This window comes from Streptomyces pristinaespiralis (genome assembly GCF_001278075.1).
Classification (GTDB): domain Bacteria; phylum Actinomycetota; class Actinomycetes; order Streptomycetales; family Streptomycetaceae; genus Streptomyces; species Streptomyces pristinaespiralis.
In genome coordinates, this window is sequence record NZ_CP011340.1 from 5,151,867 (window position 1) to 5,169,572 (window position 17,706).

Below are 17,706 nucleotides of genomic sequence, written 5' to 3' on the forward strand. Positions count from 1 at the left end.
AGCGTCCTGTGGGCGTGAACCCGAGTACAGTGCCGGACACAGCAAAGGGAACTGTGACGGGGGACAGCCGGGTGCCGGACAACGCAGCAGAGGTGACCGCAGCAGACGCGACGGCGGCAGACGCGACGGCGACGGACATGAGCGCGGCCGAGGTGACCGCGGCCGAGATCGCCAGACTCGCCGGCGTCGGCCGTGCCGCCGTGAGCAACTGGCGCCGCCGGCACGCCGATTTCCCCAAGCCCGTCGGAGGTACCGAGACCAGCCCTTCCTTCGCGCTCGCCGAAGTCGAACGCTGGCTGCGCGACCAGGGGAAACTGGCCGAGGTGCCGCTCCGTGAACGGGTCTGGCAGCAGCTGTCCGCCCACCCCGCCGGAGCCGTCACCGCCCTGGTCCACGCCGGCTGCGCCCTCCTCCTCGTCCATCACCGGCCCTCCGGCTGGCCCGCCCTCGGCGCCGTGTCCGACGCCCGCCTGGCGGCGGTCCTGCCCGGCGCGCTCGAGGAGGTGCTCACGTTCCGCTTCGGCGCCCCGCGCGCCGTACGGACCCCGTCCCCCGACGAGCTCGCGCCCTCCGTGCCGCTGCTGCGGGGCGCCGCCGCGCTCGCCGCGGAGACCGGTGCCCGCCAGGCCTTCGAGTTCCTGCTCGGACGGCATCTCGACGCCAACCCCCGCCAGTACACGCTCACGCCGGCCGAACCGGCCGCGCTCATGGCCGCGCTGATCGGGCCCGCGGGGACCGTCCTCGACCCCGCCTCCGGCACCGGCACCCTGCTGCGCGCCGTCGACCGCCCCGGCGCGCTCCACGCCCAGGAGGCCGACCCCGACCTGGCCGCGCTCACCGCCCTGCGTCTCGCCCTGCACACGGACGCCGACGTCCGGGCGGCGGCGGGCGACGCGCTGCGCGCGGACGCGTTCCCGGAGCTCGCCGCGGACGCCGTCCTGTGCCATCCGCCGTTCAACGAGCGCAACTGGGGGCACGACGAACTGGCCTACGACCCGCGCTGGGAGTACGGCCTGCCCGCCCGCACCGAGTCGGAACTGGCCTGGGTGCAGCACGCCCTCGCCCGGCTGCGCCCGGGCGGCACCGCCGTACTGCTGATGCCGCCGGCCGCCGCCTCCCGCCGCTCAGGGCGTCGTGTCCGCGCCGGACTGCTGCGCCGTGGCGCGCTGCGGGCCGTCGTCGCCCTCCCGGCCGGGGCCGCGCCCCCCTACGGCATCCCGCTCCACCTGTGGGTGCTGCGCAGGCCCGGCCCCGCCGAACGCCCGTCACCCGAACTGCTCCTGGTCGACACCGCCACGGCGGAACCGGCCGCGGCAGGCCGCGACCGGCTCGACTGGCAGGCCATCCGCGCCGCGGTGCTCGACGCCTGGCAGCCGTTCGAGCGGCAGGGATCCGTGCCGGAGACCCCTGGCGTGAGCCGGTGCGTCCCGGTCATCGAACTGCTCGACGACGACGTGGACCTGGCCCCCGCCCGCCATCTGCCGCCCCCGGCCGCCGGTGGTGGCGCCGCCGGACTGGACGCCGTACGCGAGCGCCTGACACAGACTCTGCGCCGCACCGGTGAGCTGACGCCGCCGCCCTCGCCGGCGTCCCCTGCCGCCGCGCCCGTCCACCGGCCGGGCACCACCGTGGGCGAACTGGCACGGGCCGGCGCACTCGTCATGCACTCCGGCGGCATCGGCGGCGGCGCCCTCGGTGAGGACGTGCCCGTCCTCACCGAGCAGGACGTCCTGTCGGGCAAGGCCCCCTCCGGCGCGCTTCCCGACGGACCGGACGAGGAACCGGTGCGCCTCGAGGCGGGCGACGTCGTCGTTCCCGTGCTCGGTGCCGGCACGATCGTGCGTGTCGTCGACGAGGCCACCGCGGGCGCGGCCCTCGGCCGCAACCTCCAACTGCTGCGCCCCGACCCTCAGACGCTCGACCCGTGGTTCCTCGCGGGCTTCCTGCGGGGCAGCGCCAACCAGCGCCAGGCCAGCAGCTACGCCTCCACCGCGACCCGCCTCGACGTCCGCCGCCTCCAGATCCCGCGCCTGCCGCTCGCCGAACAGCGGCGCTACGGGGAGCGGTTCCGCACCCTCGCCGAATTCGAGGAGGCGCTCCGCCTCGCGGGCCGCCTCGGCGAGCGCCTTGTCCAGGGCATGTACGACGGGCTGACGGACGGCAGCCTCCGGCCGGAGTGACGAAGAGGACAACCGTTCGGTACAACCCGTAACGCCTTGTCGGTGTCGGTGTATACGCTCGGTCCCCTACGCCTCGTCCCCAGGCATCAGGAGCACAAGAATGCACGGCCACGGCTATGCGCCGCCGCAGCCCACGCGCCCACCGACAGCGGTGCTCGTGGTCCTGCGCATCGTCTTCGTCGCGCTCGCGCTGCTGAGCGTCGGGTTCCTCGCCTGGGCGGCGATGCTCCGGCTCGCGGTGGTGCGCCGCCGCCGCTCGGACTGGGTGCTGTTCTGGCTGTCGCTGGCCCTCACCGTCACGGTCTTCGTGGTCATCGGCGAGTTCAGCACCACGGGCACCGCACCCGTGGCCGAGGAGGACCCGACGGCGCTCGACTTCGTCTGCCTAGGGGTGCTGTTCGCGCTCGCGATCGGGGTGCCGACCCACTATCTGGTCGCCGAGATACGCCACTACCAGGAACCACGTCCCGGCTGGCAGCCCGCCGGCTCGCCCTACGGTCCGCCGGTGGCGGGTGCGCGCGGGCCCTACGGGGCGCAGCCGCCTGCCCCGGCCTACGGCTACCCGCCGTCGGCCGCGCCCGTGGTCCCCGCCCCCGGCTACGGCTACCCGCCCGTGTCGGCGGCGCCCCCCGTCCCGCCCGAGCCGGCCGGTCCCGTGTCGCCGTCCGCGGCCGTGCCCTCCTCCACGTCCCCGCCGGCGTTCCCGCCCGTCGCACGGCCCTCCGCCGGCCGCCCGGCGGCCCCCGCAGGAACCGGCGGAGGGGCCACGCCCCGCATCGACCAGGTCCGCGCCGAGCTCGACGAGCTCAGCGACCTGCTCCGCAAGGAAGAGGGCAAGTGAACGGACGGGTCGTCGGGGGACGTTACGAACTGTCCGCGCTCGTCGGCCAGGGCGGCATGGGCCAGGTCTGGACGGCCTACGACGGGCGTCTCGACCGCCGTGTCGCCGTCAAGCTGCTGCGCCCCGACCACATGGCCGCGGCGACCGCGGCCGACGAGATGCGCCGGCGTTTCGTGCGCGAGTGCCGGGTGACGGCCCAGGTGTGCCACCCCGGCCTGGTCACCGTGCACGACGCCGGCAGCGACGGCGACGACCTCTACCTGGTGATGCAGTACGTCGAGGGCGCCGACCTGGCCGACCATCTCGCGGAGCACGACCCGTATCCGTGGGAGTGGGCCGTCGGCGTCGCCGCCCAGCTGTGCGCGGTCCTCGGCGCCGTGCACGCCGTGCCGATCGTCCACCGCGACCTCAAGCCCCGCAATGTCATGGTGAAGCCCGACGGCACGCTCACCGTCCTCGACCTCGGCGTGGCCTCCGTCATCGACACGGACACCACCCGGCTCACCCACACCGGCTCGCCCATCGGCAGCCCCGCCTACATGGCCCCCGAGCAGGCGATGGGCGGCGCCGTCGGCCCGTACACCGATCTGTACGCGCTGGGCGTCCTGCTGCACGAACTCCTCAGCGGGAACGTCCCCTTCGCCGGCTCCACGGCCCTCGGCGTGCTGCACCGGCACCTCCACGAGCCGCCGCTGCCGGTCCGGCAGCTGCGCCCGGAGGTCCCCGAGCCGCTGGAGGCGCTCGTCCTGCGGCTGCTCGCCAAGGACCCGCAGCACCGTCCTTCCGGGGCGCAGGAGGTGTACGAGGCACTGGTCCCGCTGCTGCCCCAGCGCGGCGAGCCCCGCGGGCCGCTCGACCCTACGCGCCCGTTCCTGCGCCCGCACGCCCCGTGGCCGGACCGGGCGGGCGCCGCGCCGGCCCCCGCCGCGCCGCCGGTGGCCCCTGCGCCGAAGGCCGATGTCGCGGGCGCCGTCGACGAGGTCAAGCGTCTCCTCGGCGAGGGCAGCATCACCCAGGCCGTCGACATCCTCGGCGGCATCCTCCCGGCCGCGGCGGCGGAGCACGGCGAGCACTCGCCCGTCGTCCGCATCCTGCGCAAGCAGTACGCGGCGACCTTGATGGACGACGGCCAGTACCGCCGGGCCCTGCCCGAGCTGCGCCGCCTCGCCGACGACAGGACCGCGGAGGCCGGCCCGTCGGACGCCCAGACGCTGCAGTACCGCTACGACGCGGCCCACTGCCTGGAGCAGCTCGGCGAGGCGGCCGCCGCGGTGGCCGAGTACCGCGCGGTCCTGCCGTACTACGAGAGCTCGGAGCCGGACCGCGCGCTCCAGGTGCGCCACCGCATAGGCCACCTGCTGCTCGCGGTGGGCGACCACACGGCGGCGCAGCAGCAGTTCCGGTCGCTGCTGTACGACGCGGAGCGCGCGTACGGCCCGTACCACCCGCTGGCGGCGGAGGTACGGCGGGCGCTGGAGCGCCAGCAGCAGTTCCGCATGGGCTGACGAGCAGGGCGGGACGGACAGGGCAGGGCCCAACGGGCCCTGGCGGCCGGCGCCGGCTCAGTCCGCCCGCAGGAAGGCCGAGGTGGACACCCTCCCCAGCATCCGCAGCCGGGACGTGCCACCGGCCAGGTGCTTGTCCAGGGCCTCCTGGACACCGGGCCACGCCTTGTCGCCGTAGTCGTCGAGGACCACGATCCCGCCCGGGGCGATGATCTTCTCGACCCACTCGAGGTCGGCGGCGACACCCTCCATGGAGTGGTCGCCGTCCACGACGATCACCCCGTACTCCCGGTCGGAGACGGCCTCACGGATCTCCGGATCGGACGAGAATCCCTGCTGGATACGGGCCTGGAGGGCGGAACGGCTGCCGCCCAGCGCCAGGTTGGCGCGTACGACGTCCTCCCGCACCGGGGTGCCGGTCGGGTCGGCGGGCTGCGAGGTCCCCGGCTGGAGCTGCGAGCCGGCCAGCGGGTCGACGATCGTCAGGTCCGGCTCGATGCCCGCCCGGTGCACCATGCGCACCAGGGCGGAGGCGAACAGCCCGTACAGGGTGCCGATCTCGAGGATGTTGCCGTTGGGCGGCGAGAGCAGCGGAACGGTCGCGAGCTTGCCGCAGATGTTGGACGTGGAGCCCGCCAGCCGCCCCACCCCGAGCGCCTCCAGCGCGACCACGGTGCGGAAGGCGACGACGACACTGCGCCGGGCGTGCTCGCCGCGGTCGCTGACGTCCCCCACCTCGCGTACCAGCCGGTCGATCTCCGCGGCGGGCGGGATGCGGTGCGCGCCTCTGCCCGTGCCGTCGAGCAGCAGCCCCACCGCGTACTGCTGCCGCCGCATCTCGGCCACCTCCCGCCGCAAGGTGTCGAGATCGGGCTGCACGCCACGTCTCACACGCCGGTCGAGCAGGGTGAGGGCGGGACGCAGGGCGCGCTTCGTCAGACGGTTGCGGAGAATGGGCATGCCCGGGAACGTACGCGTGAACAACCCCCGCGCCCACCAAGCTCCAGTGCTAGGCAGATGAAGTCTTGGTGTCCCCCCGGCGACGCGGGCGGGAAAGCATCGGGCGGCCCGGGCCGAGGACGATCAGCCCGATCGCACCGGCCACCGCCGCGAACAGGCCCGCGCGCAGCCCCGGTGGCCGGAACGAACACTCCACGGACGTCTGTCCGGCGGCCACGGGGGTCGCCACCAGCCCCAGGTACGAGTCCGCCGGCCGGCCACCGCAGCTCCAGCCCGCGATCCGCGGCGCGGCGAGCACGGCCGTTCCGCCCGGCCCTGCGGGCAGTTCGGCGCGCACCCCGCTGTCACCGACGTCGACGGACACCGCTCCGGTGCTCCGCAGCCGCTCGACCGCGGCCGACAGCCGTTGCCCGTCCAGGCAGCCGACGGTCTCGTGGGGCAGGGTCCCGGCCCGCGCGGCGCGCAGCGACACGGTCACCTGTCCGTCGCCGGTGCGTCCGAGGCCCGCCATCGCGGCGCGCCGTCCGGGGAGTTCGCCGCGGAAGTCGACGAGCTCGCCCGCCCCGAGCCGGGCCGTGCCGAACAGGTCCGGCGCCCACAGGAAGACCTCGCTGCCGGCGGGGCAGCGGGCCGTCAGGGTGTAGCGGCCGGGCGCCAACCGGTGGTCGAAGCGGTCCTGGTCGGGGACGGCGGCCCCCGCCCCGGTGCGCAGCCGGGTCGCGGGGACCGTGTAGACGGCGGCGCCGAGCAGCTTCTCCTGGTTGCGGTAGGGGGAGCGGCCGAGGCGGAGGCCGTCCGGCAGGGCGGGCCGCACCGTCACCAGCGGCGGGACCTCCTGCCGCGTCACCGCCGTGGGCCTGTCGTCGGGTCTGGTCCAGCCCTGGTGCGGGTCGCGTGGCACGTGCACGCGGGCGCCGACGGAGAAGACCGCGTCGGTGACGGGGTTGTCGAGGCTGTGCATCGCCCGGCCGCCCGAGGTCCAGCCGCTCCCGAGGGCGAGGAACGTGCGCGTCAGCACGGCGGGTGTGTGGCTGCTGTAGTAGGCCGCGCCCTGGCCGCCGACGGCCATCGGGTCGTTGGCCGTGGTCTGCTCACGGCCGGGGTCCGTACGGTAGCGGGGCCAGCCGTCGGCCCCTTCGACGGCGTCCGCCTGCTCCTGCTGGCGCGTGCCCCAGGGCGCGTAGTCGTCGAGGCGGTTCAGGCGCTGCCGGTCCGCGTAGGCGGTGGTCGCCGCGGCCTGGCCCGCCAGGGCGCCGATCAGCAGGACGGCGGCGAGCGGCGCCGTACGCCCGCCGCGGCGGGCGACCAGCAGCCCGCCCACGACGGCGAGCAGCCCGGCGGCGAACAGCGGGTACGTCCACCGGGTGACCAGAGGGCTGAAGGACGCGGCGGCCGTGACGGCGAGGAGCACGGCGCCGCCGCCGAGCAGGGCCCGCCGGCCGGGCCAGGCGCGGGCGACGGCGGTCCACGCCGCGATGACGGTCACACCGGCGAGCACGAAGGTCTGCCGGTACGGGCTGCCGTTGGGCGTCGCGAAGGCGTGCCACAGCAGATGCGTGGGGGCCCACTGGAGCGAGAGGGCCACCGCCGCCACCAGGCCGGCCCAGGCCAGCCGCTCGCGACCGGGCACCGCGCGGTGGAAGGCCAGCGCGCAGGCCAGCAGCAGCGCTCCCGTGCCGAGGAACAGCGCCGGGGTGAAGAAGCTGTAGGTGGCCGGCAGCAGCCGTGCGGACACGTCCGACCAGGAGGCCGCCGCGAACTCCCGCTTCCAGCCGGGATAGGCGTGCCGGGTGCCCAGGAAGACGGGGGCGAGCACGGGCGCCGCGAGCGCGGTGCCGAGCAGCACGCTCCGCACCGCCCGCAGCAGCGCCCGTATCCGCTCCCGGCGTTCCGTTTCCTCCAGGAGCAGCCGCAGGAGGAGGACGAGCGCGGCGCCCAGGGTCGCCATGTAGGCGGTGTAGAAGTTCGCGGTCCACGCCAGCGCGACGATCACGGGACCCAGCACGGGCCGTCTGCCCCGGCGGGCCCATTCGCCGACGAGACACAGCAGCGGGAAGGCGATCAGCCCGTCCAGCCACATCGGGTTGTACGAGGCCTCGACGACCGACCAGCCGCACAGGGCGTACGAGGCGCCGAGGACGGCGGCCGCCCATCTCCGGTCCGTGCCCCGGTGGAGCGCCGTGAGCAGCCAGGTCATGGCCGCCGCGGCGGCCGCCATCTTGACGAGGGTGACCACGTAGACGGCCAGGTCGATCTCGTCACGGGGGAAGAGCCCGACGAGCACCGCGAACGGGCTCCCGAGGTAGGTGCCGATGTCGGGCAGGAAGCTGGTGCCGTACCCGGACTGCCAGTTGAGCAGCACCCCGCCGTCGGCCCGCCCGTGCAGCAGGTCCCACAGCCGCGTGTGGAACGGTACGAACTGGTTGCCGAGGTCGTTCACGCTGCGGGTGTGCGGCCCGAAGGGGAAGCTGCGGGCGACGGCGTCGCCGGCGCACACGGTGCCGACGGTGATCAGCGCGGCGAGACCGGCGGCACGGCCGCGCGCGGAGGGCATGGTCCACATGATGTGTCGAATATGCCAGCAGAGATCTGGAAATCACCCTGCGAGAAGACCAGTTCACCGAAAGGTCGCCTGTACGCCATGTCGTGACCCCGCGTGCGACATTCAGGGCGGATGTTGTTCTCTGGTGCTGATCTCGATAGTTGTCCCGTGCTTCAACGAAGAGGAGATCATCGGCCGCTTCCACGACCATGTGACCGCCGAACTCGACCTGCTCGGGCAGGAATTCGAGCTGGTCTACGTGGACGACGGAAGCCAGGACCGGACGCTCGATCTCCTCCAGGAGATCGCCGAGGCCGACTCCCGTACCCGCTACGTCTCCTTCAGCCGCAACTTCGGCAAGGAGGCGGCGATGCTCGCCGGCCTCCGGCACGCCGAGGGGGACGCGGTCGTCATCATGGACGCCGACCTCCAGCATCCGCCCGAGCTCGTGCGGCGCATGATCCAGCTGTACGAGGAGGGCTTCGACCAGGTCATCGCCAAGCGCACCCGCAAGGGCGACCGGGTCTCCCGCACGGTCACGGCGCGCGCCTACTACTGGCTGATCAACCGGCTCGTCGACGTACAACTCGTGGACGGGGTCGGCGATTTCCGGCTGCTGTCACGGCGCACCGTCGACGCGGTGCTGGAGCTGACCGAGTACAACCGTTTCTCCAAGGGCATTTTCGCCTGGGTCGGATTCCGCACGACGACATTCGAGTACGAGAATGCGGTGCGGGAGCAGGGCCGCTCCAAATGGAGCTTCGGAAAGCTCCTCAACTACGGTCTCGACGGCCTTCTCTCCTTCAACAACAAACCGCTGCGGGCCGCGATCTATCTGGGAATGCTGCTCCTGGCGGTCGCGATGGTGTACGCCGCCTGGATCGTCGGTGTCGCCCTGGCGAACGGCGTGGACACCCCCGGATATGTCACCCTGCTCGTGGCGGTCATCGCGCTCGCCGGCGTGCAGATGCTGATGCTGGGTGTGGTCGGCGAGTACGTCGGACGCATCTACTACGAGGTGAAGCGGCGGCCGCACTTCCTGGTGAAGGCGACCAACGCCGGCCTTCCCCGACAGGAGGACGACCGACGGGACAGCGACGGGAACAGGCGCGCGGGGGAACTGGTAGGGAAATGACGGTACGGGGCCAGATCGTCAGGTTCGGCCTGGTCGGACTGGTGAACACCGGGACGTACTACGGCCTGTACCTGGCCCTGCTCACGGTCCTGCCGTACGTGGCGGCCCACGTGGTCGCGTTCCTGCTGTCCATGGTCGGGTCGTTCTTCCTGACCTCGTACTTCACGTACCGCACCCGGCCGACGTGGCGGAAGTTCCTGCTGTTCCCGCTCACCAACGCGGCGAACTTCGTGGTGACGACCAGCGGGGTGTACCTGCTCGTCGACGTGCTGCACCTCGGCAGCACCTATGCGCCGCTGCTCGCGGCGGCAGCGGCCATCCCGCTGACGTTCGTCCTGTCGCGTTTCATCATGCTCGGCCCTGACCGCTCCCCGGCCCGGCAGGACACGGAACCGGAGCAGGACACGGAACCGGAGCAGGCCACGGCCCGCTGAGCACTTCGGTCGGTTATTCGGGCCGCGAGGCGAAGAAGCGCGCAAGGGACGACGCGAGCTCTTCCGGGGCCTCTTCGGCCACGTGGTGCCCGGAGTCGATGCCGTGGCCCCGGACGTCCGGTGCCCACTGCCGCCAGATGTCCACCGGGTCCCCGTACAGATCCTCGAGGTCGTCCCGGAGGGACCAAAGGATCAGCGCCGGGCACCGGATCCGCATCCCGGCGGCCCGGTCGTCCTCCTCGTGCCGGCGGTCGACGGTGAGGCCGGCCCGGTAGTCCTCCAGCATCGCCCGCACCACGTCGGGGTTCCTCACGGCCGCGCGCCACTCGTCGTAATTCTCCTGCCCCATGCTCTGCGGATCGCCGCGGTACCAGCTGTCCGGATCGGCGTTGATGACCCGCTCGGGTATGTCCGGCTGGGCGAAGAAGAACCAGTGCCACCACTGCGTGGCGAACTCGGTCGTGATGCGGGACAGGTGCTCCGTGAGGGGCAGACAGTCGATCAGCGCCACCCGCAGGACCGCGTCGGGATGATCGAGCGCGAGACGCAGCGCGACACTGCCTCCGCGGTCGTGCCCGGCGAGCGCGAACCGGGCGTGGCCGAGGGAGCGCATCACCTCGACCACGTCACCGGCGACGGCCCGCTTGGAGTACCCGGCATGGTCCGCCGTGGGCGCCGGGCCGGTGGACCGGCCGTACCCCCGGAGATCGGGACAGACCACGATGAAACCTCGCCGGACGAGGAGCGGGGCGACGCGATGCCAGGTCCCGGATGTCCGGGGATGGCCGTGCAGCAGCACCACCGGCGGCCCTTCCCCGCCGTAGCGGACGAAAATCGATGCTTCACCGACCTGAACCCGCGTTGCCTCGAAGCCGTCGAACAAGGCCCGGACCTCCCGCCCTCGTTGCTGCGCCGCCCACTGCACCCATCGGCGCACCCGTCGGCCGAGGGAAACCCGCGGTCGCCCACGAGGATCACGGGCCGACAGGCTGCGCGAGCCGGTCCTCCCGCTCGGCGAGCGCTGAACCGGCACCGTCTTCCTCCTGCCCCCGCGGGAGCCGTGGACACCACAGCCCGACCGCAGGACGACGGGCAGGGTTCACCAGCGGTGTCGTCCAGGACCCGCGGGGCACGGACAGGTACGGCCCGGGCGGCTCAGCGCATCCGGCGCGCCACCTTGCGCAGCACCGGGTTCCGGCGCAGCGCCTCGCCCCGGACGGGCGGCGTGGCCCCCGGCAGACCCAGGCTGGTCAGCCTGCGCCGCTTGAAGTAGCGGGTCAGCCTCTCCTCGGGCAGCGAGGAGAGGAAGGACGCGGCCTCCTCGCGCAGCCCGGGGTGGGACCCGGACTGCATGCAGTACCCGACCGCCCGCACCAGGCCGCCGACATCGGCGGTGAGGTCCACCGGCCCGCCCGCCCGCCCGGTGTCGGTCAGATCGGGGACGAGGGCGTCGACGATGGTCAGCGGGACGCGGTTGCTGTTCTGGTAAGGGGTGATGCGCTCGAGGAGCAGCTCGGTGCCCACCCGGGCGGCGGGGATGCCGTAGAAGGCCGCAGCGGTGATCATCGCCGTGGAGAAGCACCCCACGACCAGTTCCGGACGGGCCCGTTCGTAGAGCGTCTCCGCGAGCACGGGCGTCCGCAGGATGTGCAGATCGAGGCCGAGCGAGGTCCCGAGGTCCTCCAGGGCGCGCGTGGAGTCCGCGGGGGCGCTGGGATGCGGCTTGAAGGTGATGACGCGGTGCCCGAGGGCCGCGGCCCCGCGGATCATGCCGAGATGCAGTTCCTCCTCCTCGTCCCGGCTGATCAGCTCCAGCGCGGAGAGGTACTGGCCGAGCAGCAGCGCCGTAGGACGCTCGGGGCCGATCTCCGCGGCCGAACCGATCTCGCCGAGCACCGCGCGGAACTGCGCGTCGGGCACGGCGACCGGCTCGACCCCGTACTCGGACAGCAGCATCGGCCGCAGGCCCGGCACCAGGTCGAGATGGATCAGCCGGCTGATGCGGCTGCTCATCGGCAGCGGGATCTGGTTGCGGGTGGGCCCGTAGCTCATCAGCCCGTCCGCGTACACATGGAGCGGACTGTCCGCGAAGATCGCCGCGACGGCCCGCGAGGGGTTGGCCTGGATGGACTCGCAGGCGATCTCGACCTTGTCGTCGCCCAGCCCCCAGGCGAGCCGCAGGCTCTTCTCCCACAGCGGGACGTCCTGGGCCCGGGGGGACCAGCCGGCCGGGTGGTGCGGGTGGATCGTCGCGTTCCAGGAGCGGACCTCGTCGAACTCGGGCCGCAGCGCCTCGAAACCGGACATCCGGTCCAGCGGGGTGCCCAGCTCGGGAACGGCCGAGGTGTCACTGACCACCAGGATCCGGCGGTGCTTTGACCGCGGACCGAACAGGCCGGACCGGATCGCGGCCGTGACGGTGGCCGCCGCGTACTGGGTGGCGGCGCAGAAGATCTGGACGGTCATGCGGCGGCCTTTCTGATGATGGTGCGCCGTTCGTCGTCGAGCCCGGCGAGTGCCCGCTCCAGCTCGGCCTCCGGGATGCGCCGCAGGGCCCCGCCGGTGAGGGCCTTGAGCTCCCGGGCGACGGAACGGCTGAAGCGCCGCCGGTCGCGGAGCTGATGCGCGATGACGACGCAGTAGCCGCGGACCGCCTTCGGTATCAGCAGGTCCGCCTGCGGGTCGTCGGCGAGCTCGGCCAGCACCTGGTCGAACGCCTTCACGAAGTCCAGCTGCCGCACGTCGCCGATCTGGGTGAGCGAACCCGCGACGCCCCGCCGGTAGAAGACCTGGTGCAGCGAGGCCACCGCGTAGGACTCGGCGTTCCGGTGCAGCTGCCAGATCCAGGGCCGGTCCTCCGCCGTGCGCAGTCCGTCCGTGAACCGCAGCATGCCGCGGTCGAGGAGGGAGGCGTCGTAGACGCCGGCCCAGGCGTACGGGTAGTCGACCATGCTCGACTCGCCGACCGGCAGGATCGACGAGCGCGGGTCCAGCGGCGTGTCCCGCCGTCCCTCCGGAGCCCGCTGGAGGCTCCGCTGAAAACCGGTCACCTGGACGTGGTCGGTGCGGACGAAGTCCACGCCGAGCCGGTCGATCGCCTCGACGAGAGCCGCCAGATGACCCCGCCCCAGCCAGTCGTCGCCGTCGAGGAAGGTGATCAGGCGGCCGTCGGCCCGGTCGATGCCGGTGTTGCGGGCCGACGCGAGCCCCCGGTTCTCCTCGTGCCGGACGACGGCGCTGTTCGGCAGGCTCCGGGTGAGCGCGGTGAGGGCTTCGAACGTGTCGTCCGTCGAGCGGTCCTCGACGAAGATGAACTCGAAGTCGTCCCGGGCGTTGTTCACCAGGCCGGCCACCGTATCGGCTATGTACGCGGAGACGTTGTAGCAGGGGACGATGACAGAGAGCGTGGTCACCGGGCGAGGGTACGGGCGGCCGGTGGAGCGGCCTCTGACGCGGGCGTGAGCGGAAGGTGAACGCCGGATGAGCGTCGGGGGGAGCCGTGCGGGCGCTCCCGGCAGCGTGCGGAGCGCGGCCCCGGAGGGTGGCCGGCGCCCCGTTCCGGTCGTTCGGGGCAGGCACCCTCGCAGGGCCGGTCCGCCCACCGGGACGAGGGGGAGTTCCGCCCGCATCCCGGCCTCCCGCCGAATCGTTTGGCGAATCAGTGGCCCACGCCACTTCCAGTGCCTAACATCGATCACCGCAAGGCCTTGTGCACCGAAGCACAATCATGCCGGGAGGCCCCTTTGCACCGCCGTCGTCGCACCGCGCTCACCGTCTCCGCCGCGCTCATCGCCGCCGCGCCGCTCCTCGCCGCCTGCGGCACCGACGCGCACCCCGGGACCGCCGCCGTCGTCGGCGGGCAGCGGATCGAGGTGTCCACCGTCCAGGCGAAGGTCCGGGACGTACGCGAGGCGCAGCAGGCGGCGCCGCAGTCCGCGCAGCTGATCAAGGACAGCGGGCAGCTCGGCCGGGCCAAGCTGTACGACCTGATCGTCGACCGGGTGGTCGCGAAGGCGGCACAGGACGCCGGCGTGAGCGTCAGCCGCAAGGAGATCCAGGACGGGCGTGACGAGCTCGTCGAGCAGTCCGGCGGTGAGGAGCAGCTCGCCGCCATGTACCTCCAGCAGCGCGGCGTCGCCCCCGACCAGGTCGAGAACGCGGTGCGCCGCGACATCCTGGTCGGCAAGATCGCCACCGCGATCGGCGCGGAGAACAGCCCCCAGGGCCAGCAGCAGCTGAACGCGGCCTTCACCACCGCCGCGAAGTCCCTCGACATCGACGTGAACCCCCGCTACGGCGCCTGGGACGACACCAAGCTGGAGCTCGGGACCTACAAGGCGCCCTGGATCACCCAGGTCTCGCAGGAGGCGCAGCCCGTCGAGGCGGGTGCGTAGCGGCGGGAGGTAGGTTCGGGGTGTGACCACCGAAGCACCCGCCGTCGGCCGTATCGTCCTGCTCACCGCCAGCCACCGCGTCGCGCCCGGACTGCTGTCCTGGCCCGCGTGGCGGACGCTGCACGCCGCGGACCGGGTGCTGTGCGCGGATCCGCACCACCGGCAGCTGTCGTACCTGCGGGAGGCCGGGGTCACCGTCGAGCACGTCGCGCCGAGCGCGCAGGAGCTCGTGGACGCGTGCGCGGGAGGCCGCACGATCGTCGTGCTGGCCTCCGGCGAGGGCGAGCCGGCCCTGACCGACGGTCTGGCCCGCCTCGGCGGGTCCGGCCGGGTGTCGATGCCGGACCTGGAACTGCTGCCCGGCGCGTACGACCTGCCCGGCGCGCGGCTGCTCGACCTCGTCGAGGTCATGGACCGCATCCGGCGCGAGTGCCCCTGGTCGTCGCAGCAGACCCACAAGGGTCTGGCCAAGTACGGCATCGAGGAGGCGTACGAGCTCGTCGAGGCCATCGAGGACGGTGACCGGGACGAGCTGCGCGAGGAACTGGGCGACGTACTGCTCCAGGTCGTCTTCCACGCGCGGATCGCGGAGGAGGGCGGCCCCGGCGAAGAGGACGAGCCGTTCTCCATCGACGACGTCGCGGGCACGATCGTCGAGAAGCTGATCCACCGCCATCCCCATGTCTTCGGCGAGGAGACCGCCTCGACGCCCGAGGAGGTCAAGGCGCACTGGCTGCGCACCAAGGCGATCGAGAAGCAGCGCGACTCGGTGACCGACGGTGTCCCGCTCGGCCAGCCGGGCCTGGCGCTCGCGGCGAAGCTCGCGTCCCGGGTCCGTACGGCCGGCCTCGACGTCCCCCTCCCCGCCGGGCAGGGCGTCGGCTACGAACTGCTCGCCCTCGCCGTGCGCGCGGAGGCGGCGGGCGTCGACCCCGAGGCCGCGCTGCGGGCGGCGGCCCGCGCGTACCGGGACGCGATCCGCGTGGCGGAGGGCCACCCCGGTAACGTCGAGGGGTGAACGACCCGACCGACCGGAACGCCGCTCCCGAACTCTTCACCTGGGAGTTCGCGACCGACCCCTACCCCGCCTACGCCTGGCTGCGCGAGCACTCGCCGGTGCACCGGACCCGGCTGCCCAGCGGCGTGGAGGCGTGGCTGGTCACCCGCTACGCCGACGCCAAGCAGGCCCTCGCCGACCAGCGGCTCTCCAAGAACCCGGCGCACCACGACGAACCGGCGCACGCCAAGGGGAAGACGGGCATCCCCGGCGAGCGCAAGGCAGAGCTGATGACGCATCTGCTGAACATCGACCCGCCGGACCACACCCGGCTGCGCCGGCTGGTCTCCAAGGCGTTCACACCGCGCCGTGTGGCCGAGTTCGCGCCGCGGGTGCAGGAGCTGACGGACCGGCTCATCGACTCCTTCGCGCAGAAGGGGGAGGCGGACCTGATCCACGAGTTCGCGTTCCCGCTGCCCATCTACGCCATCTGCGACATGCTCGGCGTCCCGCGCGAGGACCAGGACGACTTCCGTGACTGGGCCGGGATGATGATCCGCCACGGCGGCGGGCCGCGCGGCGGCGTCGCCCGCTCTGTGAAGAAGATGCGCGGATACCTCGCCGAGTTGATCCACCGTAAGCGCGAGGAGCCGGGGGACGACCTCATCTCGGGGCTCATCAAGGCGTCCGACCACGGCGAGCACCTCACCGAGAACGAGGCCGCGGCGATGGCCTTCATCCTGCTCTTCGCCGGCTTCGAGACCACGGTGAACCTCATCGGCAACGGGGTGTACGCGCTGCTGCGCAACCCCGGCCAGCGCGAGCGCCTCCAGGCCTCGCTCGCCGCGGGCGAGAGCGAACTGCTCGCCACCGGGGTGGAGGAACTGCTGCGCTACGACGGGCCGGTGGAGCTCGCGACATGGCGGTTCGCCACCGAGCCGCTCACCGTCGGAGGGCAGCGGATCGGGGCCGGCGACCCCGTACTCGTCGTGCTCGCGGCGGCCGACCGCGACCCCGAGCGCTTCGACGCGCCGGACACGCTCGATCTGTCCCGGCGCGACAACCAGCATCTGGGGTACGGGCACGGCATCCATTACTGCCTCGGAGCGCCGCTCGCCCGGCTCGAGGGGCAGACCGCGCTCGGCACGCTGCTCCGCAGAATGCCTGACTTGCGGCTTGCGGGAGATCCGGCCGATTTGCGGTGGCGTGGGGGACTCATCATGCGTGGATTGCGCACTCTGCCCGTTGAGTTCACACCGCAAACAAACTGACGCTGCGTCAATTCTGTGACTTTCACGTGATATCCGCTGCATCGACTTGTGACTCGCGTTCGAATACGGCTACGTTCACCGTCGACTCGGCATGCAACAGCAGGCCGCAGGTTTCCCAGCTGTCACGCGAAAGGCAACCGCATGCTCTCCGGGAACGGACGACACCGCCGACCCCGCCAGGCTCCGGCCCTCATCGTCGCGGCAGGGGTGACCGGTTCGGCCATCGCCATTCCGCTGCTCGGCGCGGGCTCGGCCTCCGCCGCGGACGCGAGCACGTGGGACCGTGTCGCGGAGTGCGAGAGCGGCGGCGCCTGGAGCGCCGACTTCGGCAACGGCTTCTACGGCGGACTGCAGTTCTCGAAGGAGACCTGGGCCGCGTACGGCGGCACCGCGTACGCGCCGAGCGCCGACCTCGCCAGCCGTTCGCAGCAGATAGCGGTCGCCGAGAAGGTGCTCGCCGCCGAGGGTCCGCAGGCGTGGCCCGCCTGCGGTCCGCTCGCGGGGCTCGTCGACGACGGCGCCGACACCGGCGTCGACCCCGGCATCCTCCCCCTGCCGCAGGACAGCGGGGCGCCGGTCGCCGAGCCGTCCGAGGACGCCTCCGGCACGGACGCGCCGGCCGACGCCACGGACGGCGGGACCCCCGAGGACTCCTCCGAAGGGCCGGACGCAGGCGCGCCGGACGCCACGGACAGCTCCGAGCCCTCCGGTGACGCCGGTGGCACGCCGGACACCAAGGACGGGGCCACCACCGCTCCGGAGGCTCCCGGTACGGACGACGGCGCCGCGGGTACGGCTCCTTCCGACGACGCGACGAGCGGCGGCGGCAAGCACCGCGGCGCGCCCGCGGACGACGAGGCAGAAACGGGCAATACGGAAGAGGGCCGCGAAAGCGGTCGTCACGCCTCACGCGGTGACAGTTCCGGCCGTAACGGCGTCGACGAGGCAACCGGCTCCGACGCGTACACCGTTCAGCCCGGCGACAACCTGTGCGACATCGCCGCCGAGAAGGACGTGCCCGGTGGATGGCCGGCGCTCTACGAGGCGAACGAGGAGACCGTCGGGGCCGACCCCGACCTCATCCTTCCCGGTCAGAGCCTCGATCTGGGCCTGCTGCAGGGCTAGTTCGCGTGGCGTTTCGCGGTCTTATGTCCGTTGTGTGCGAGTGAGACAAGCGTCTCTTTGCTGCAACTGGAGCAAATCCGCCCGCGAATTCGCCCACTCCGCCCCTCACCTGCGAAAACGGACATGCGTGGGTGGCCGGTTCGGGCGATTTCTCCCCGATGTTCGACTTTGAACATCGGGGAGTCGTGTGTCTACCGTCTGAACCGTTCGCCATCGCGGGCACCGTCGACCGATACGCCGAATCCTGCCGTCGGTCGGGGGGAACAGTCGTCGCTCAGAGCGCCGAAGGCAGGAGCGGGGGACCCAAGGTAAGTGCCGGGCC

At 72.7% G+C, this 17,706-nt stretch carries 14 protein-coding genes; 9 read left to right on the forward strand and 5 right to left on the reverse strand.

Annotation, left to right across the window (positions count from 1 at the left end; all coding sequences use genetic code 11):
* Positions 1–137: 137 nt before the first annotated feature.
* The 3 genes from SPRI_RS21960 to SPRI_RS21970 all read left to right on the forward strand — a co-directional run bounded on the left by SPRI_RS21960 (position 138) and on the right by SPRI_RS21970 (position 4,526).
* Positions 138–2,180: an N-6 DNA methylase gene (locus SPRI_RS21960; protein ID WP_182327954.1), complete on the forward strand. Its 2,043-nt coding sequence runs from the start codon at positions 138–140 to the stop codon at positions 2,178–2,180.
* Between the two features lie 100 nt (positions 2,181–2,280).
* Positions 2,281–3,021, forward strand: coding sequence for a hypothetical protein (locus SPRI_RS21965; protein ID WP_053557206.1), 741 nt, complete (start codon positions 2,281–2,283; stop codon positions 3,019–3,021).
* Positions 3,018–4,526, forward strand: coding sequence for a serine/threonine-protein kinase (locus SPRI_RS21970; protein WP_053557207.1), 1,509 nt, complete (start codon positions 3,018–3,020; stop codon positions 4,524–4,526). The genes SPRI_RS21965 and SPRI_RS21970 overlap by 4 nt, the downstream gene beginning before the upstream one ends.
* 57 nt (positions 4,527–4,583) lie before the next feature.
* Here SPRI_RS21970 and SPRI_RS21975 read toward each other — a convergent pair whose 3' ends face one another.
* The gene (locus tag SPRI_RS21975) at positions 4,584–5,486 is read right to left on the reverse strand and encodes a class I SAM-dependent methyltransferase (RefSeq protein WP_053557769.1); all 903 of its coding nucleotides are present in this window, start codon (positions 5,484–5,486) and stop codon (positions 4,584–4,586) included.
* Positions 5,487–5,535: 49 nt separating this feature from the next.
* A complete protein-coding gene (locus tag SPRI_RS21980; RefSeq protein WP_053557208.1) occupies positions 5,536–8,049 on the reverse strand; it encodes a YfhO family protein in 2,514 nt (837 codons plus the stop codon).
* A 124-nt stretch (positions 8,050–8,173) separates the two neighbouring features.
* On the opposite strand from SPRI_RS21980, the gene SPRI_RS21985 reads away from it, so the two are divergent.
* Positions 8,174–9,163, forward strand: a complete 990-nt coding sequence (locus SPRI_RS21985; protein ID WP_005316658.1) for a glycosyltransferase family 2 protein — start codon at positions 8,174–8,176, stop codon at positions 9,161–9,163.
* A complete protein-coding gene (locus SPRI_RS21990; protein WP_005316662.1) occupies positions 9,160–9,597 on the forward strand; it encodes a GtrA family protein in 438 nt (145 codons plus the stop codon). The genes SPRI_RS21985 and SPRI_RS21990 overlap by 4 nt, the downstream gene beginning before the upstream one ends.
* A gap of 13 nt (positions 9,598–9,610) precedes the next feature.
* Here the strand turns inward: SPRI_RS21990 and SPRI_RS21995 are convergent, their stop codons facing one another.
* The 3 genes from SPRI_RS21995 to SPRI_RS22005 form a co-directional block, all read right to left on the reverse strand.
* Positions 9,611–10,480: an alpha/beta fold hydrolase gene (locus SPRI_RS21995; protein WP_005316665.1), complete on the reverse strand. Its 870-nt coding sequence runs from the start codon at positions 10,478–10,480 to the stop codon at positions 9,611–9,613.
* Positions 10,481–10,752: 272 nt separating this feature from the next.
* Positions 10,753–12,063 carry a polysialyltransferase family glycosyltransferase gene (locus SPRI_RS22000; protein WP_005316668.1) on the reverse strand — a complete coding sequence of 437 codons (1,311 nt, stop codon included), beginning with the start codon at positions 12,061–12,063 and terminating at the stop codon, positions 10,753–10,755.
* On the reverse strand, positions 12,060–13,010 hold the full coding sequence (locus SPRI_RS22005; RefSeq protein WP_005316670.1) for a glycosyltransferase family 2 protein: 951 nt from the start codon (positions 13,008–13,010) through the stop codon (positions 12,060–12,062). Before SPRI_RS22005 ends, SPRI_RS22000 begins: the two co-directional genes overlap by 4 nt.
* 330 nt (positions 13,011–13,340) lie before the next feature.
* On the opposite strand from SPRI_RS22005, the gene SPRI_RS22010 reads away from it, so the two are divergent.
* The 4 genes from SPRI_RS22010 (at position 13,341) to SPRI_RS22025 (ending at position 17,384) form a co-directional block, all read left to right on the forward strand.
* Positions 13,341–13,991 carry a SurA N-terminal domain-containing protein gene (locus SPRI_RS22010; protein ID WP_005316673.1) on the forward strand — a complete coding sequence of 217 codons (651 nt, stop codon included), beginning with the start codon at positions 13,341–13,343 and terminating at the stop codon, positions 13,989–13,991.
* A gap of 22 nt (positions 13,992–14,013) precedes the next feature.
* Complete coding sequence (locus tag SPRI_RS22015; protein ID WP_005316676.1) at positions 14,014–15,009, forward strand: nucleoside triphosphate pyrophosphohydrolase; 996 nt, start codon at positions 14,014–14,016, stop codon at positions 15,007–15,009.
* Positions 15,006–16,259, forward strand: a complete 1,254-nt coding sequence (locus SPRI_RS22020) for a cytochrome P450 family protein (RefSeq protein ID WP_005316678.1) — start codon at positions 15,006–15,008, stop codon at positions 16,257–16,259. The genes SPRI_RS22015 and SPRI_RS22020 overlap by 4 nt, the downstream gene beginning before the upstream one ends.
* 207 nt (positions 16,260–16,466) lie before the next feature.
* The gene (locus SPRI_RS22025) at positions 16,467–17,384 is read left to right on the forward strand and encodes a transglycosylase family protein (protein WP_435850079.1); all 918 of its coding nucleotides are present in this window, start codon (positions 16,467–16,469) and stop codon (positions 17,382–17,384) included.
* Positions 17,385–17,706 lie beyond the last annotated feature (322 nt).

Coding starts and splice junctions, on each gene's coding strand:
- SPRI_RS22000 (WP_005316668.1), bottom strand. CDS start 12,063: ATGACCGTCCAGATCTTCTGCGCCGCCACCCAGTACGCGGCGGCCACC.
- SPRI_RS21975 (WP_053557769.1), bottom strand. CDS start 5,486: ATGCCCATTCTCCGCAACCGTCTGACGAAGCGCGCCCTGCGTCCCGCC.
- SPRI_RS21965 (WP_053557206.1), top strand. CDS start 2,281: ATGCACGGCCACGGCTATGCGCCGCCGCAGCCCACGCGCCCACCGACA.
- SPRI_RS21960 (WP_182327954.1), top strand. CDS start 138: ATGAGCGCGGCCGAGGTGACCGCGGCCGAGATCGCCAGACTCGCCGGC.
- SPRI_RS21990 (WP_005316662.1), top strand. CDS start 9,160: ATGACGGTACGGGGCCAGATCGTCAGGTTCGGCCTGGTCGGACTGGTG.
- SPRI_RS21980 (WP_053557208.1), bottom strand. CDS start 8,049: ATGTGGACCATGCCCTCCGCGCGCGGCCGTGCCGCCGGTCTCGCCGCG.